13 protein-coding genes and 1 pseudogene are annotated in these 17,212 nt (G+C 60.6%); 7 read left to right on the top strand and 7 right to left on the bottom strand.

Annotation, left to right across the window (positions count from 1 at the left end):
- Together EOA79_RS32845 and EOA79_RS18565 are read left to right on the top strand one after the other, a co-directional pair.
- Positions 1–996: pseudogene (locus EOA79_RS32845) on the top strand (DUF4365 domain-containing protein); the annotation flags it as partial.
- Entirely contained in the window at positions 993–2,441 is a 1,449-nt protein-coding gene (locus EOA79_RS18565; RefSeq protein ID WP_128293160.1) for a hypothetical protein, read from the top strand. The pseudogene EOA79_RS32845 and the gene EOA79_RS18565, both read left to right, overlap by 4 nt.
- A 39-nt stretch (positions 2,442–2,480) precedes the next feature.
- Here EOA79_RS18565 and EOA79_RS18560 read toward each other — a convergent pair whose 3' ends face one another.
- The 4 genes from EOA79_RS18560 to EOA79_RS18545 all read right to left on the bottom strand — a co-directional run bounded on the left by EOA79_RS18560 (position 2,481) and on the right by EOA79_RS18545 (position 9,878).
- Positions 2,481–5,099 (bottom strand): AAA family ATPase, encoded by a 2,619-nt coding sequence (locus EOA79_RS18560; RefSeq protein ID WP_128293158.1) that lies wholly within the window; start codon positions 5,097–5,099, stop codon positions 2,481–2,483.
- Between the two features lie 68 nt (positions 5,100–5,167).
- Positions 5,168–7,324: an N-6 DNA methylase gene (locus EOA79_RS18555; protein ID WP_245489898.1), complete on the bottom strand. Its 2,157-nt coding sequence runs from the start codon at positions 7,322–7,324 to the stop codon at positions 5,168–5,170.
- A complete protein-coding gene (locus EOA79_RS18550) occupies positions 7,311–9,683 on the bottom strand; it encodes a DEAD/DEAH box helicase family protein (protein WP_128293156.1) in 2,373 nt (790 codons plus the stop codon). The genes EOA79_RS18555 and EOA79_RS18550 overlap by 14 nt, the downstream gene beginning before the upstream one ends.
- Positions 9,684–9,716: 33 nt before the next feature.
- Complete coding sequence (locus EOA79_RS18545) at positions 9,717–9,878, bottom strand: helix-turn-helix domain-containing protein (RefSeq protein ID WP_245489897.1); 162 nt, start codon at positions 9,876–9,878, stop codon at positions 9,717–9,719.
- Positions 9,879–10,090: 212 nt separating this feature from the next.
- Between EOA79_RS18545 and EOA79_RS18540 the strand changes: the two genes are divergently transcribed.
- Together EOA79_RS18540 and EOA79_RS18535 are read left to right on the top strand one after the other, a co-directional pair.
- Positions 10,091–10,918: a type IV toxin-antitoxin system AbiEi family antitoxin gene (locus EOA79_RS18540; RefSeq protein WP_128293155.1), complete on the top strand. Its 828-nt coding sequence runs from the start codon at positions 10,091–10,093 to the stop codon at positions 10,916–10,918.
- Complete coding sequence (locus EOA79_RS18535) at positions 10,915–11,775, top strand: nucleotidyl transferase AbiEii/AbiGii toxin family protein (protein WP_128293153.1); 861 nt, start codon at positions 10,915–10,917, stop codon at positions 11,773–11,775. Before EOA79_RS18540 ends, EOA79_RS18535 begins: the two co-directional genes overlap by 4 nt.
- Here EOA79_RS18535 and EOA79_RS18530 read toward each other — a convergent pair.
- Together EOA79_RS18530 and EOA79_RS18525 are read right to left on the bottom strand one after the other, a co-directional pair.
- Positions 11,772–11,975 (bottom strand): conjugal transfer protein TraD, encoded by a 204-nt coding sequence (locus tag EOA79_RS18530; protein WP_128293151.1) that lies wholly within the window; start codon positions 11,973–11,975, stop codon positions 11,772–11,774. The genes EOA79_RS18535 and EOA79_RS18530 overlap by 4 nt on opposite strands.
- A 1-nt stretch (position 11,976) precedes the next feature.
- Entirely contained in the window at positions 11,977–12,303 is a 327-nt protein-coding gene (locus tag EOA79_RS18525) for a conjugal transfer protein TraD (protein WP_128293163.1), read from the bottom strand.
- A 173-nt stretch (positions 12,304–12,476) separates the two neighbouring features.
- Between EOA79_RS18525 and traA the strand changes: the two genes are divergently transcribed.
- Positions 12,477–15,449, top strand: coding sequence for a Ti-type conjugative transfer relaxase TraA (gene traA, locus EOA79_RS18520; RefSeq protein ID WP_128293150.1), 2,973 nt, complete (start codon positions 12,477–12,479; stop codon positions 15,447–15,449).
- 129 nt (positions 15,450–15,578) lie between these two features.
- Entirely contained in the window at positions 15,579–15,791 is a 213-nt protein-coding gene (locus EOA79_RS18515) for an AlpA family phage regulatory protein (RefSeq protein WP_128203273.1), read from the top strand.
- A gap of 337 nt (positions 15,792–16,128) precedes the next feature.
- On the opposite strand, the gene EOA79_RS18510 is transcribed toward EOA79_RS18515, so the two are convergent.
- Positions 16,129–16,803, bottom strand: a complete 675-nt coding sequence (locus tag EOA79_RS18510; protein ID WP_128293148.1) for a hypothetical protein — start codon at positions 16,801–16,803, stop codon at positions 16,129–16,131.
- 109 nt (positions 16,804–16,912) lie between these two features.
- On the opposite strand from EOA79_RS18510, the gene EOA79_RS18505 reads away from it, so the two are divergent.
- Positions 16,913–17,209, top strand: coding sequence for a helix-turn-helix transcriptional regulator (locus EOA79_RS18505; RefSeq protein WP_245489896.1), 297 nt, complete (start codon positions 16,913–16,915; stop codon positions 17,207–17,209).
- The last annotated feature ends 3 nt before the right edge of the window (positions 17,210–17,212 follow it).

The following is a 17,212-nucleotide window of genomic DNA, read 5'->3' as shown; positions in this document are numbered from 1 at the left end:
GACGTGAGCGATTGCGTCAGGGGCGAGGAACGCCGCCTGAAGTTCGATAAAGGGGCCGATGTATTCGACCCGCGCTGCGCTGATCGCATTGGCGCGCTCACCATTGATCGTCGCACGCCGGGCGTTTTCCTGCCGCCGCTCAATCGGGGCGAGGACGCCATCATCAACCTGCTGCGCGTCAGGTTGCCCGATGAAATCTTCATTTCAACGTCGCCGTTCGGCAGCGGGCGCGACGCCGTGCCCGAACTGGTCAAGCAGGGCAACATCCGGTTCGACTGGGTAATCCGCAAGCGGCGCTTTGTCTCATTCTTCGACCCCAGGGAGTACGGCACCCGCGCAATTGTCGATCTCGATCAGGTCGACGCCGTTGATACCAAGCTCATCGCATTCAGCGACGAACGCGACGACATCAACGACACCATGGATTTGTTGCGGCGCACGGTCGAGCGACAGACAACGGCGCAGCTTTCCTTTCTCCGCAAGGACAGGCTGTTCCATTTCAAGGCGGTCAGTATCAGCAAGTCGCGCAGCTACCGCTACATGTCCAATGTCAATGAAACCTCCGCCAAGGTCGTGAGCGCCTTTGCGAGCAAGAAGAACGAAGGCCGTGGCTACGTTCGGCATCACGCGGCGCAGCTGCGGTTCGAACGTCTTGGCGATGAATGGTTCGTGGTCATCGACCCCGATTTTTATTTCACCACGGACGGTTTCCAGCCGCACCGTTATCCAGAGGCGCTACTGGCAGGCAAGAAGCGCCTGGAGCGCAATGCCGCTGTGCGCGGCCAGGTGATGATGTGGCAGCATTTGCTGGTCGAGAGCGGCAAACACGAGGTTGGCCTGTTCGATGCCGACAAACCTGCGCCAATGCTGCAATTCGAGCGCCTCCCGGTGATACAGTTGTCTCAGGCAGTGCCGGAGTCCTCATGGAACCGGACCGATCCGCGCGCAAAGGAGATGGAAGCGCAGGACCTCTTTGAGGACGGGGGCATCGGATGATTTTCAAGGCGCATGTCTTTAACGAACCGATGCTTGAATTCGGCGACGGCGGACAGCATTGCGATCCCCGTCAGGGCTTGCGCGAGCATGGGCCATTGCAACCGCGTTCCGGCGACGTTATCCGCGTCGGCGTCATCGGCACGGACGACACCGTTGCGGGATTCACGGAATTCCTCGGAGAAACCGGACGTGGCATCGAAAGCGGAAACAAGCAGCTTATCAATCTCAGCCCGGATTTTCCGGGTTTGGGCAATCAGAACCCGTTCCGCTGCAAGTTCGAGGTGCCGGACGGGGCGACAGCCACTATTTCCAGACGGCAGGTCAATGAAATCACCGGCTTAGGCCATCACGACGAAGCGGTCCGCCATGCGGTCGAGTTGATCACGTCGCAGCTTTCGGCTCTGGTCGAAGGCAGCGCGAAGCCCGACGTAATTGTTCTGGCCCTGCCCATTCCGCTCATCGAGAAGCTCGTCAACGCCAAGAGCGAAGAGGAAGACAGCGACGACGACGATGACGGCGGCGGCATGCTCAACTTCCGTGACCTGCTCAAAGCGAAGACGCTTCACCTGCCGATCCCGACGCAGATCGTCTGGCCGGATACCTGGGACGATGCCGCAAAAATCCCCCGCAAGGTCAAACGCGAAAGCAACCGTCAAACGCAGGTAAAGGCGACGCGCGCGTGGAATCTTCTCAACGCGCTCTTCTACAAGGCGGGCAAAGTACCGTGGCGTTTGCTGCCCGATCAGGCGGAATACCGCACAAGCTTCCTGGGCATCGGGTTTTATCGCGACCTCGACGGCCAGCAACTCTGGACCAGCACCGCGCAGATGTTCGACGAGCGTGGTCGCGGTCTCATTCTGCGCGGGGCGCGTGCGCAGACGGAGACACGGGGACGTCATCCATATCTGACCGCCAAAGACGCGGAAGAACTCGTGGTGCAGTCCATCGCAGCGTACAAAGCGCATCACCGCCATGTGCCTGCGCGGCTTGTGGTCCTGAAGACCTCACGCTTCCGTCCTGAAGAAGCAGAGGGCATCGACGCCGCCCTTGAGAAGTCCGGCATCGAGATGTCTGACCTCGTATGGGTGCAGGAGAGTTCCCCAATCGCCATCTTCCGGGACGGTAATTATCCCGTTCTACGCGGGACATTCGTCGATCTGGGCGGCAAGGGCCTACTGTACACGCGGGGCAGCGTACCGTTCTACGGGACATTCCCCGGCCTGCGCGTACCGCACCCTTTGCTGCTGGTGCCCCATGAAAATTCGGACAGCAAAATCCTGACGCTGGCAAAAGACGTGCTCGCGCTAACGAAGGTGAACTGGAACACGACACAGTTCGACCAGAAGCTCCCGGCGCCGATCAAGGCGGCACGGGAGGTCGGGCGTATTCTCAAGCATGTCGAATTTGGAACAGCGGTCTCATCAGATTTCCGTCGCTACACCTAGAAATACTCATCCAATGATTCCTAACGCAGCGACACATTCTTAATTCAAAACCGGCTTGACCGCATTCTTTTGGCGGTCACGGATAGATTGAATCCAATCTTCCAGCGCCTTGACCTCATTGAGCAGGTCATCCAGCGATACAGCTTCGGGGTTCAGCGCCTGTGCTGATGAATGAAGGTCTTCGGACAACCTCGATTGGGCCGCCATCACGCGCTTCACGTCCTCCTCGGTGAGAATGCCGAGCTTGAACATCGAAGTCGGCTTAACCTTGTTGTCGAACCGTTCAAGCACGGGGCGGATGTAGTCGGAGATTGCTTGTTCCCACGCATCGCGCAACTGACCAATGGTGCCTTTGCAGAAGATGGTGCGTTGCGTGTCGGTCAGCTTGTCAAAGCCGGGTTTTGTCGATTTCAGCGACGACCGCAGCGCGTTGCACATCTCAAGCCCGGATTTCGCCTTGTCCGGCAACTCGTTTTCAATGTAGCCGGGCTTATCCTGCTGCCGCCGGACATTGCGAAACGCGATTGGCCTGTTTGCCTTTTCCGCTTCGCGGCGAAGTTCGTATAGAAACACCAGGTCATGCGTGAATACGACGACCTGGCGGTGTTCCGCTTCCTCCACCAGCCGCGACGCAACCGCACCCCTGTGGATGTGGTCGAGCGACGACATTGGATCGTCGAAAACGATACCGGAATAGCGCTGTGCCGTGACGAGTTCGGCAAGGAATGCGGCGAGTGCGACGCAGCGGTGCTCGCCTTCGCTGAATATTTCGCCGACCTTGGCGTTCGGGTTCTCCACCAACGCAACGCGAAAATACGACACTGCCTGCCGATCTTTCTCCTTGCGAAGCTCGACCGGCATTCTGGACAGTTTGAGTTTTCCGATCTCGCGTGCGAACCTACCGCGCAGCGCGTCCGTCACCATGCGGTCCGAAAGTTCCTTGTTCTTGTCGGTGATCGGTTTCTTGGCGATCGCCTTCAGCGCGGTGTTGATCGACTCGATTTCCTTGAGGCGCGCAATGTGTGCCTTGATGTCCGGGAGCAGCGGCGCAAGGGCGGCACGCTCCTTGAGTTCGAGATATTCAGATTTCAGCTTCTTATAGTCGTCGCTCTGCGTATCGGCGGAAAGCTGCGCGGCGCGCGTTTTCAGATCGGTTGCGAGGGCCGCAAGCGCCTGGAGCGGATCGGCGCTAAGCGGTTTAGGTTCACCATATGCCCTGACCATCGCCCGAAGCCGCCAGAGCACCACGACAAAGGCTCGGCGGACCTGCTCCGCAAGCGCCGCATCGCCGATTTCCGTGGCGAGGAATTTGCTCGATTTCAGGACATCGCCAGGGCGCAGTGTCCGCCCTTTCAACTGGGTGAGCGCAGCGTCCAGTCTCGCGCGCGCCGCCGCTTCATCAGCCTTCGTCGAGCTTTTTACAAACGACTCGAATGTCTGCTGGCGTGCAATTGCCTCCGCGCTGAGGGGCTGCTGGCAAAGCACGCAAAGCGTGTCCGGTTCGCTTAAAGGGAATGTCCTGCCGGGATAGGCCACGGTGTCCGCGTAGGTGCGCGCGGCTTCCCACAATTTTTGCCAAACGGCTTGGCCCACCTCGGGCAGCGGCGATGCGCTGAATAGCTGCTGCGATGCAACCGACGCAGCTTCCACGGCATCGCGGTGGATCTTTCGCAGCGTATTGATCTCTGCGAACGCCGCCGCGCTCGTCGCGCCAATAACGGCTAGTAGGGTCGCCTGAATACGCTCTACTTGCCCGCGCTGACTCTCAAGCCGCGCCACGGCGCGCTTGGGGTCTTGGGCAAAGTCGGTTTCCAGCGTGGTGAGACGGGCGGTTTCCTGCTCGCTGAATGCAGCGAGCTTATCAAGCTGCGGGACGTTGGATTTCGCGCTCAACCCGAAGACGTAGCTGCCAGCAGCCGTTTCCCTGCTCAGCGAGGGATTTGAAATCGCAAGCGGAACCTGGCCCTTGAGCGTTGCGATCTTGCCGTCGAGCGCCGTTTTAATGCGGTCGGAAGCATCGGCCAGCGCCTCCAGCAACCGCATTGGCCGGGGGATATAGGCTACCTCGTTGGTGCTTTCGACATGGATGCTTGCGCTTCGGGAGTCGAAGATGCTGACCGATGGTAGGTCGCCGTGCGGCTCGCCGTCGGGCGTCCAATTGAATTGTTCGATGTTCGTACCGCGCGCGAAACGTATCTCGGCAGATTGCGGCGTGTCGGTCTTGTCCTCTAAGTCCCTGTGGATTGCGAACTTCTCGTCGCGCGACCGACATGCGTGCTTTAGGACTCGCACATAGCCAGACTTTCCCGAACCGTTATCGCCGTAAATCACAGTCAGCCCAGCAGGTTCAAAGGATAGCTCCTGCTGGCTGGCAAGCGCGTTGATGGCGATGGGATTCTTTATCGAAATAAGTGAAATCGGCTCTGCTGCACTGGTTTCGGCTGCGATGTGCGATTGCGAAATCGGCGTATGGGTGCGAGCGGGGTCGAGGCAAAGCTCCGTAAGTTCTACAATCGCCTGATCGTCCAGCGCCTCACCCGTGACTAATCGGCGAAGGGCGTCCTTCTGCCACGCGGGCCGTTTCTCCGCCCATCTCACGAGGTCTGTGAGGGCGGCCTTTTCGGTAAGCGGGGAGGCTTGCGTGGCTGTAGAGTTCATGGTGGCATTCTTGTTCCTACTGTTCAAAGATCACTTTATGCGAACGTCACTCTGGCGACCTTGCGGCATTACAACCTTGCGAATACATGAAAGAGCGAAGAGCTCACTAGAGACTGAACCTCGTTCACTATGCCGCCCAAATGTTCCGACAGCTCTGAAACATTCATCTCCGAACTCCAGAGAAGATTGGAAATTACTTCCTGTTGCTCAATGTCTTCTGGTATTGGTACTTGCAGCTTTAGAAATTCATCAATGATCATACGCCGCCGGTTTGTTGATCCCTTGCTCAAGGTCTCATAAATTCTTAGCATTTCCGGCTGAAACAATGTGAAGCGTAGATATTTCGCCTCGACACGATCAGTATCTATCTCGAACAGTGGAAAATCGTTCGTCGCAATGCCGCCATCCAAAGTGCTTGGAACAAGCGCCATTGCACCGTGTCGTGCGTCAATACGCGACATGATGAGGTCATTAGCACGCATCACAAATTGATTCTTTGTTCCGATCTTCGCGCCAACCTCGCGGTCTCGCACTTTTGCACCCCGGAAATGCATCTGCACGGTTGGACGTGTATAAACTCCGTCATCCTCTACCCGAACCACTTCTCTCCTTGGCGAAAGCACGTCTTTAAGCGGGATCAATGGTGCTTCAAGCTTGGTCAGCAAACCCAAGTCGGACTCAATCTTGCCTATGATAGAGGCTGATTTATCCATCAGAGATTTCACCTCTGTCACAACAGATGAGGGCGGAGCGAAGGATATGCGATTGTGCCTCGGGTGGATTTGAGCCAGATCGAAATCTGCCTGTTTCAGCTCTTCCTTGCGTACGGACCAAGCGGCATCAGTCTCTGTTCGATTGTTCCACCACGCGATAAGAGGCGAAAACTCTTCGAAAGCAATGCCATCAGTCGCGGAATACTTCTTCCCCTTTAGATGAGCTCGATGCGCAGGCAGGGGGTGTTCATAGAACCAAACATGCGACGATGGTTCGCCACGGTCGAAGAACAGTATGTTAGTTGCGATGTCGGTGTATGGTTCGAATACGCCCTTTGGCAGGCGAACGACAGTATGAAGATTATAGTCCCTCAATAAGTCTTCTCGGAGCTTCTGAGGAACACCGGATTCGTATAGCGTTCCATTCGGCACGACCACGGCAGCACGCGCAGGGCGACCAGCGGAAGTCGGCTGGCGCTTGAGCTTGCGCATGATGAGCTGGAGGAACAGCAGCGCAGTTTCCGCCGTCTGGCGGTCTTCGGGGAAGTTGCCCTGGATGCCCTTTTCCTCCTCTCCGCCAAAAGGTGGATTGGTGAGGATCACATCAACGCGCTCTTTCTCGCCGATCTCGGAGAGCTTGAAGCGCAGGGCGTTGCCGGGGTCGATCTGCGGCGCGTCCAGCCCGTGCAGCAGCAGGTTCATCTGGCACAGCAGATAAGGCAGAGATTTGGGTTCGCAGCCGGTGATGGTATCGTCTTGCAGACGCCTGCGGTCGGCGACGGTCTTCACCTGTTTTTCGAGGTGGTTGTACGCCTCCACAAGAAACCCGCCCGTGCCGCTGGCCGGGTCGAGGACGGTTTCGCCAAGGCGTGGGTCGGTGACTTCCACCATGAAGCGGACGACGGCGCGCGGCGTGTAGAACTCACCGGAATCGCCCGCCGCGTCGCGCGTTTCACGGAGCATGGATTCGTAAAGCGCGCCGAGGGTGTGAAGCTCGTCCGACGAAGTGAAGTGAATCCCGCCAACCTTGTTGATGATGTCGCGCAGCAGATAACCGCTCTTCATGCGGTTGTCGACGCCCTTGAACACCGTGGCGATCACGTCGCGGCGGTTATCGCCATTGGAGCTTGAGAGCGAACGCAGGTAAGCGAAAAGGCCGGGGCCTTTCTTGCCGTCGGCGCGCACGGCTTCGTCGGAATTGATAAAGGAGAGCAGCTCATCGCCCGTGATGTCCTGCGGATCGGCGGCCCAATCGCGCCAGCGATATGGGGCCTCGATAGCGGCCTTGAACTTCTTGCCCGACAGCGCGCTTTCCTCCTCGCGCTGCTGCTCAAGGTCGTCGAGGAATTTGAGGAACATGATCCAAGTGAGAAGTGGCAGACGGTCGAGGTCGCCGTTCAGCCCCTTATCCTTGCGCATGATGTCACGCGCGGATTTCAGAAGGCTCCCGAGCATCTGGGAGGTCGTCATCGGCACGCCGTCTGCACCGTTCTTCTTTTTAGTTCGTGCCATAGAGCAGTCCTTGCAGGTCGTTCACGGCCCGGCGAAGCTCGTCGGGGCCGCCGAACAGCTTGATGATTTCGGCGGGCTGGCCGTGGGTTGAGATGGGCGGAACCTTGAGCACGTCCGGCAAGACAAACTGCGCGTCGCCGTGTTCCGCATATTTTTCCAGAAGCTCGTCGAGCACCTGACGCGCCTCAGGGGAGAATTTCTCGAAATAGTGCTTGCGCTCGGATTTGAGACGCTGCGCCCGCTCTCGCCGGGTGCGAAGCGGCGCGTTGAAGGCCAGATGGCAAAGCAGATCGAAGGGGTCGGCGTCGGTCTGGCCAGTCTGTTCGGCCAGCACGTCAAAGTCGATACCGCGCTCGGCCAAAGCGGCGATAATCTCGCTGCGCTGGTCTGCGTCTGCCCAGCGCTTGCGAAGCTCGGCGGAGGTCGGCGCAAGCGAACGAACGCTTTCGGCGGCATGGTCGGTGTATTTGACGACGCGAAGCTGCTTGCCGTTCGGATCAAGCTCGTGGACCAGATGGGCCACGACTTCGACCTGGCCGCCGTCGAAATAGAATTTGCTCGGCTCGCCAGTCGGCGGTTCGTTCACGCCCGGTTCGCCTTCCTCCGGCGCCGGAGGTTCGGGTTCCTGCCCTTCAGGGATGATCTCCGTCGTCGCGGTGGTTTCCCCGGCGTCGTTCACTTCTTCTTCCGTGATCCGGGCCGGATCGCCGTCGAAGTCCGGGTCAGCGAACATGCGGGTGGCCGACCCGGTGTAGTCGAGGATGTTGAACCACAGCTTGCCGTAATCATCGCGCAGGCGTGTCCCGCGCCCGATGATCTGCTTGAACTCGCTCATGGACCCGACGACGCGCGCCAGAACGACATTCTTGCAGGTCGGCGCATCAACGCCGGTCGTCAGCAGTTGCGACGATGTGAGGATAACCGGCGTTTTGGTTTCGAGGTCCTGGAACTTCGAGAGGTGGCCGCGCCCGATGGCGCCCTCCTCGGCGGTGACGCGCGTCACGTAGTCGGGGTACTGCGCCACAAGATCGGCATTGAGGTTGACCAGAGCCTGCCGCATTTCCGAGGCGTGTTCCTGATCGACGCAGAAGACAATGGTTTTGGCGAAGCGGTCGGTCTTTTTGAGGAAGTCGGTCAGGTGGCGAGCGATGGCCTGCGTGCGGGCGCGCAAGGCGATGGTCCGCTCGAAATCCTTGGTCTGGTATTCGTCATCGGGGATCGCGCGGCCGAAGCGGTCAACCTCGTCCTTGCTCGGACGCCAGCCCGCCGCATCCCATTGGGTGACGACGCGATGCACGCGATAGGGCGCGAGAAAGCCGTCGTCGATGCCCTGGCGCAGGCTGTATTCGTAGATCGGATTGCCGAAATAGAGGTAGGTGTCTCGGTTGTCCTCGCGCAGCGGCGTGGCCGTCATGCCGAGCTGGTAAGCGGGATTGAAATGCTCAAGGATGACGCGCCAAGAACTGTCGTCCCGCGCGCTTCCACGGTGACATTCATCGACGATGATGAGGTCGAAGAAGTCCGGCGGATAATCCCGGAAAAGCCCCGCGCGGCGCTCGTCCTCGGCAAGCGCCTGATAGATGGCGAAATACATTTCCCGGCTTTTGACGCTCTCACCGGACTCGATCTTGTGGCGCGCGTCCCCGAAGGGGGTGAAGGTCTTGTCCTTCGGGTCGTCAATGAGGATGTTGCGATCCGCGAGGAACAGGATGCGCGGCTTGCGATGCTCGCCGGTCCTGTTCCAGCGGCTCGACCAGAGCTTCCAGCAAATCTGGAAGGCCACGATGGTCTTGCCCGTCCCCGTCGCCATGGTCAGAAGCAGGCGCTTCTTTCCAGCAAGGATGGCTTCGACCGTCCGGTTGATTGCGATCTGTTGGTAGTACCGGGGCGGCTTGCCGCCGACCGTGTTGTAGGGAGCGATCAGGTGTTCCACCCGCTCGGGCGTCTCGATCCCACTGCCCGCCTGATAGCGTCGCCAAACGTCATCCGGTGCGGGAAAGTCGGCAACTCGCGTTTCCATCCCCTTGAAATAGTCGATCTCAATGATCTCGGCGCCGTTGGTGGCGTAGGCGTATTTGAGGCCGAGGATTTCCGCATAGTCGCGGGCCTGCTGCACGGCATCGGTCGCGGATTTATAGCTGGCCTTGGCCTCGACCACGGCAAGCGGAAAGTCCCGCGTGTAGCGCAGCAGATAATCGACCCGCTTGGGCGGCTTGCGGACAAAGCCCTTGCCCACGGGAATGACGCGGCCATCCGTGATGGTGCGCTGCTCGGCGATGGAATGGGGTTCGTTGTCCCACCCCGCCGATTGCAGCTTGGGCACGACGAATTTTCGGCACGTATCGGCTTCGTTCGTCATGCGTCCCCCCTGCCCCCCTGTTGCTCCTCAACCCTACGCTTTATCCAGTTTGCGATTTCCTACCGCGGGAACCGCCACGATCCGCCAACCTTGAAGCCAGGAATCTTGCCCTGCCGAGGCAAGCTTGTAGGCGGTCTTCTCATTGATCTTGAGAAGTTCCGCCACCTCTCGGATCGTCAGGCTTTCGTCGGTCATGCGCCTACCGTGGCTCGTGATTGGGGGAAGCGTATAGAAGATCGGATAAAATCAGGGAAGATAGCGATAGCCATCCTGAGGGCGAGCAGCGGCGGCAGGACTGGAGTTACCGCAGCATCATATTGAAAAATCCGCTCTGAAAGCGGATTTTTAAGGACAATCCTACAGTGGTATCATATTGAAAATTCCGCGCTAAGAGCGGATAATGAGATATGATCCAAGTAGAGCGATCAGCCTTATCCACCTACGCTTCCGGCCTGCTTGCTGCGGGCCGGGGAGTATTTTCTGCCGATGAAGCGCAGAAGGAGATCGGCATCAGTCGGGGCGCATTCCTCGACGCCGCCGAGCGATTGCAGCGGCGCGGCCAGCTCATCCGGCCTCGGCGCGGCTTCTATGTGGTCGTACCGCCACAGCACGCCACGACGGGAGCGCCGCCGCCCGAGTGGTACATCGACGCCCTGATGCGCCATGAAAAACGGCCCTACTATGTAGGGCTGCTGGCTGCGGCGGCGGCCCACGGCGCTTCCCATCAGGCCGTTATGGAGTTTCAGGTCGTCACGGACAAACTCCTGCCCGACATTAAGGCCGGACGGACGCGGATCGTCTTTTCCTACCGCAAGGACATGGCGGCGGTGGTGGCGGGGATCGAGGATCGCAAGACGCAATCGGGCTACATGAAGCTGGCCTCGCCGGAACTCACAGCGCTGGATCTGGTGCGCTACCCGCAATCCGGCGCGGGCCTGAACAACATTGCGACGGTGCTTTCCGAGCTTGCCGAACGGCTGCAACCGGAAAAGCTCGCCTCCCTGTCGGCCACCTTCGAGAAAGCGGTGGTACAACGCCTTGGGCATCTGCTCGGAAGACTGGGACATCCGCAGATTGCGGAGCCGATGTTCGTGGCGCTGTCGGTGCGCGGGCCGCTGCCATGGGTCGAACTCGATCCCAAACAAGCGGGCGATCCCGATTTGTCGCCGCCGCCATCCGAACGCGATGACCGCTGGCGCGTGATCGTTCGCCAGCCGCCGGAGATCGACGAATGATCCCGCAGGACTACATCACCGCCTGGAGCCGCGTCGCACCGTGGGCAAGCCAGCGGCAGGTCGAGCAAGACCTCATCATCAGCCGCGCGCTTGTCGCCATCTTCTCCGATCCGTTCCTGCGCGGCGAACTGCGCTTCCGTGGCGGCACGGCGCTCAACAAGCTGCATTTCCCGTCGCCGCTGCGCTATTCGGAGGACATCGACCTTGTGCGGACGAGCCCCGGTCCTATCCGCCCGCTATTGGATCGCTTGCATGACGTTCTCGATCCCTGGCTGGGCAACCCGCGCTTCGATCAAAGCCCCGTTGCGCCCAAGCTCAAATACACAGTCGAAGCCGAAGACAGGGATGCGCCCAGCCCGATAAGACTCAAGATCGAAATCAACACGCGCGAACGGGAAGCCTACGATTCGCCCATTGAGATTCCGTTCGGCGTCGAAAATCCGTGGTTCGCCGGCGAGGCCGCTATCCCGACTTTCTCGCGGGAGGAAATGCTGGCGACCAAGCTGCGGGCTTTGCTTCAACGCAACAAAGGCCGCGATCTGTTCGACCTCGATCACGCGCTCACCGTGTTCGAGCGGTTGAACACGGCCCGGATCGTCGAATGTTTCATACTCTACCTTGAAAAGTCGGAGTTGACTATTTCCAGGGCCGAGGCGCAGCAGCGCATGTTCCAGAAACTCGTCAACCCGAGCTTCTTCACCGACATGCGCCCGCTGCTTCAAACAGATCGCGCCAAAGCGCTGACCGACGAGACGCTCAAGTCCACCTTTGTCAGAGTGATGAAGGAACTGATTGACCGGATACCCGGCGACGAATGGGCGAAGGCCGGGGAAATGCGGGAACGGTTTGGAGTCTAGCCATCCCCGAACGCCTGCTTCGCACTCCAGAGTCCCCGTGCCTGATCGCTCTGGAGCTTGTCGGCCATCCAAAGTAGCGCGCCGTAGATCATGGCGCGATCATCGCCGGCCAGGTCGACGATCCCCGCCTTGACGACGAGGCCACCGAGTTCGATCAAATGCCGTGTGCGCTTGCGGCGTTCGATCTGCCAGGTGCGCATGTCACGCCGCGCCAGCGCCGCCTGATCCCGGTTGCGCGCTGCCCGGTTGCGGTTGAGCGCCGCCAGCGTCACGGTTAGGCGCCGATGCAGTTCGCCGTGCCCGCCCCTGAAAGAAGGCGGCCCCGCGCTTGGCCCAAGCCTCCTTCTTTCCGGTATCTTTGGTTTCGCCCATTGCCATCAGCGCGCCCGCCAGTTCGTCGGCGCTGAGCACATCGGCCCCGGTGGCAATCACCAGTTCGCCAAGCTGGAGTATCTTGCGGTTCTTGAGCTCCCGCGCCTTGTCCTCGAGCGCCTTCAGTTCCGCGCCGAAATCCCGTGGCCTGCGCATCATCGTCTCCGTCAGCTGTTGATGCAGCGAAGATAGTTGAGCATCCGGCACAATGCAGTAAGGTCGCCAAGCCTAGCCGGGACAAGCTGGTCGCTCCCGAGAATTTTTCGAGGGAGGGCGCGCTTATACGTCGTTCCGACGTACGCATAGCCGATGCAAATGATCTGATCGCGATGGCGATCTATCATCTTCACGTCAAGGTCATTGGCCGCAATTCCGGATCCAGCGCGGTGGCGTCCGCCGCCTACCGCTCGGCCTCGCGCCTACGCGACGAGCGCCTCGACCGCAGCCATGATTTTTCAGCTAAGCGCGGCGTCGTCCATTCCGAGGTGATGCTGCCGGAGAACGCGCCGGAGGCATGGAGCGACCGCGAACGGCTCTGGAACGATGTCGAGGCGTTCGAGATCAGGAAGGACGCGCAGCTAGCCCGCGAGATCGAATTCGCCATTCCGCGTGAGATGACGCAAGCGCAGGGCATCGAACTCGCCCGCGACTTCGTGCAGTCCGAATTCGTGGATCAGGGCATGATCGCCGACCTCAATGTGCATTGGGACATGGCCGAGGACGGGACGCCCAAGCCCCACGCCCATGTCATGCTGGCCATGCGATCCGTGGATGAAAACGGCTTCGGACAAAAGGTGCGGGACTGGAACCGCACCGAGATGGTCGAGCGTTGGCGCGAACGGTGGGCGGAGCTGGCCAACGAGCGGCTGGCCGAACTCGACATCGACGCGCGCATCGACCATCGCAGCCTGGAGGCGCAGGGCATCGGCCTTGAGCCGCAAAGCCAGATCGGCGCACCCGCGCAGCGCATCGAGGACGAAGGGATCGAGGCCGCCGACCGTGCCGACATGCACCGCGAGATCGCGCGCAACAACGGCGCGCGGATCCTTGCCGATCCTTCCGTTGCGCTGGACGCCATCACGCACCAGCAATCCACCTTCACGCGGCGCGACATGGCGATGTTCGCGCACCGGCACAGCGATGGAATCGAGCAGTTCAACGCGGTCATGGGCGCGATGCGGAGCGCCCCCGATCTGGTCGAACTCGGCGCGGACGGACGCGGCGAGGACCGCTTCACCACCCGCGAGATGATCGAGGCCGAACAGCGCCTGCACCGCGCCGCCGAACTCATGGCCGAGACGGAACGCCATGGCGTGCGTGATGCGGATCGCGTAGCGGCGTTGGCGCGCGCGGAAGCGCGCGGCCTCGTGCTTTCGGGGGAGCAGGCCGAGGCGCTTACGCTTGTCACGGACGGGCGCGATCTCTGCGTCGTCGTCGGCTATGCCGGGACGGGAAAGAGCGCCATGCTGGGCGTGGCGCGCGAAGCCTGGGAAGCGGCGGGCTACGAGGTCCGGGGCGTGGCGCTGTCCGGCATCGCGGCCGAGAATCTGGAAAGCGGATCGGGCATCGCGTCGCGCACCATCGCCAGCATGGAACACGGTTGGGGACAGGGCCGCGACGTGCTCACTTCCCGCGATGTGCTTGTCATCGACGAGGCAGGCATGGTCGGCACGCGCCAGTTGGAGCGCGTGCTGTCCCATGCCGGCGAGGCCGGCGCGAAAGTCGTGTTGGTCGGCGATCCGCAGCAGTTGCAATCCATCGAGGCCGGCGCGGCGTTCCGCTCCATTCACGAACGCCACGGCGGCGCGGAGATCGGCGAGGTGCGCCGCCAGCGGGATGACTGGCAGCGCGACGCCACACGCGACCTGGCGACTGGCAGGACCGAAGCTGCGATTCGGGCCTTTGACACTCATGGCATGGTCCATGCCGCCGAGACGCGGGAACAGGCACGCAGCGATCTGATCGACCGTTGGGATCGCGATCGGCAGGCATCGCCTGGCCACAGCCGCATCATACTCACCCACACCAATGACGAGGTTCGTGCCCTAAACGAGGCGGCGCGCGGGCGATTACGTGAAGCCGGCGATCTCGGTTACGATGTGCGCCTGACGGTCGAGCGCGGCGACCGCAACTTCGCCAGCGGAGACCGCGTCATGTTCCTCCGCAACGAGCGCGGCCTTCACGTCAAAAACGGCACGCTCGGGACTATCGAGCAGGTTAGCGCGCGGTCGATGACCGTCCTCGTCGACGATGGCCGGTCGGTTCGGTTCGACCTCAAGGACTACAACGGGATCGATCATGGCTATGCCGCAACCATCCACAAGGCACAGGGCATGACCGTGGACCGCACCCATGTACTGGCGACACCGGGTATGGACGCCCATGGCAGCTACGTCGCCCTGTCGCGGCACCGCGACGGCACTGACCTGCATTATGGCCGCGACGACTTCGGCGATCAGGATCGGCTCACCCGCACCCTGTCGCGCGACCGGGCCAAGGACATGGCGTCAGACTATGAGCGCGCCGATCCGGCGCAGCGCTATGCCGAGCGGCGGGGGATCACGTTCCGCGAGCGTGTTGCCGAGATCGTACGCAAGGTCTTGCCTGAACGGCTACGCAATATGTTCAATGGCCGGCGCCCTTCGGCAGATGGCGCGACCGACTTCGACGCCACGCGCAGGCCGGAAAGAGAGGAAGTGCGCCTCGAATCTGCAGCGCCAGCGAGAGAGACCGCCGAGGACGGGCAAGTGGCGTTGCGGAAGGCCCGAACCGATGCGCTCGTGCGTCATGCCCGCGCCGTGGACGCGATTTTCAGCGACGAGGGTGCAGGTAACGAGGCCAGCCCGATGCTGTCGCGCGAACTGGCCGACGCCCGAAAAGCCTTCCACGAGGTGCGGCCACATGGCTGGCGCGATGCTGAGGCGGCTTATGTCAAGAACCCGGCCCTTGCCCGCGAGGCCGGCGGTGGCCAGGTCAATCGCGCCATCCGCGCCCTCCAGCTTGAAACCGAAATCCGCACCGATCCAAGCCGCCGCGCCGACCGCTTCGTGGAGCGTTGGCAAAAGCTCGACCGGACCAGTCAGCGCCAATATCGGGCGGGCGACATGCCAGGTTATAAGGCCACGCGGTCGGCGATGGGCGACATCGCCAAAAGCCTCGAACGCGATCCGCAGCTAGAATCCATCCTCGCCAACCGCAAGCAGGACCTCGGCATCACCTTCGAATCAGGCCGTCGTCTCGGCCTGGAACTCGCCTTCAATCACGGCATCGACCTCGGGCGGGGCCGGGGCATCGGACTCTAGACCCGTCCGATTAACCGCCGTCTCTACGTCGGGCTACGACGACGCGCAAAACCCTCTTGCGCGCCCGTAACTGTCCGTCCTTTCTGGATCAGGAGCAGCCAGAAACAGCCAGCAGGAGGCAGCACGACCATGCCCGAACCAGACCGGATCATTCGCCTGAAAACCGTCCTTTCCCGGACCGGTCTGTCCCGATCTACGATCTATCGCAAGATCGCCGAAGGCACTTTTCCGCGCCAGATCCACATCAGTATCCACGGGGCAGGCTGGCATGAATCCGACATCAGTCGCTGGATCACCGATCCCGTTTCGTGGCGTCCGCAAGACGAGGGCGACAAGTTGTGATGAGGGTGATGCACACTGCGCCGAAACCTGGTCTTCATCGAGACGCAGCGGTCACGGGGGGCTATTGCTTGAGCCCATGTCCATTAGGAGCGCCGCCGAGGCGAGCGAACACGGCAAACCAGGAAACGATAGTCGGCCTCGCGCCCATCAAGATGGGTTACCCAGGCAAGGCAATTTTGGAGCGAACCGCACACAACTGGCCGCTTATCTGCTTTCCGAGCCCGCGCCGGATCGTGGTCGCCCCTGACACGGCAAGCGTTCAGCGAAGCGGCCGTGATGGCGGCAACCCATCAGGCTTCCTCAAGGCAGACTGTTTCCTCACCGTCTATAAGGGCCGTCAACCAGCGGTTGCTCGATCGGTCCAGCGATCGTCGCCGGATCGAAATTTATGGTGGCGGGCGAGGTCATCCAGCACAGATCGGATATGAGGCCAGGGGAAATCGTCTGCATGTTCCCAGTGCTCACCGTCACGCAGGATGACCTTGAGCTTGGCCAAAATGCCTTCGACGGACGTGGCAGCTGTCTGCGTTAGAACATCCATAAGTGCGCTTTCGGCTGTTTCCGATTGCCGGATCAGTTCGTCTGTTCTCGAATAACCGATCTCAGCATCAGCAGCGTCCCAGCGCGCCTGATGTGCCGCGAAATCCGCAAGCGCCCTGCCCCATTCGACTTCGTTTTCAGGAGAGTAGGCATCGTTCAGGCTCTCGATGGAATGGAGCGTCACGTCCGTACCATCGGCAAGCCGCACCTTGGCGCAGGGAAAGCCGACCGTCCTGGCGAGGTGCGTCTCCAACCGCTGCTGTTCGCGGCACAGCGCCAGTGTCTCGTTGTGGATCTTTTGCCAGTTCCCACACAGACGAAGAGCAGGATCAGCCGCGCTGCTGCCGTGCGTCAGTTCGGCGGCCCGCGACTTTACCTGGAAGGGCCATACCAGTGCGGCCGTCGCCGTGCCCGCCAGCAAGCGCCGCCGGGTGACGAAAGACAAACTCATGCTATTGTCGGAATCATCCATGATCCGAGCTCCATGAAAGCTGGGGTTGTGGTCAGACCGCATCGAGTGTTCGCTCACTCGATGCGGTCGCTTTCTAAAAACGAAAGGATTATTGGTTTTTAGAAAGCAAATGTCAACGTTTTCCGAAAAGGCTTGCGATTTTCGAGAGTTATCACCAGTTTGCGGTATGGATTCTTCTCAATGCCGCGCCGCACGAGCGCTGTTGAAATGGACGCAAGAGGATCTCGCCGCCCGCTCCGGCGCGAGTGCTGTTACCATTCGGAATTTCGAAAACGACCGTTCTGTTCCTCAAACCGGAACGCGATACCTCCTCCAAAAAACGTTTGAGAATGCCGGCATCGAGTTCATTCCTGAAAATGGCGGTGGTGTCGGCGTGCGTTTGTCACGGCGTTCCGAAAGGACGTAGGAT

This window comes from Mesorhizobium sp. M1A.F.Ca.IN.020.03.2.1 (assembly GCF_004023205.1).
In the GTDB taxonomy this organism is placed as follows: Bacteria; Pseudomonadota; Alphaproteobacteria; order Rhizobiales; family Rhizobiaceae; genus Mesorhizobium.
Note: the sequence above shows the minus strand (reverse complement) of the source record. Positions and strands in the feature narration are given on the sequence as shown.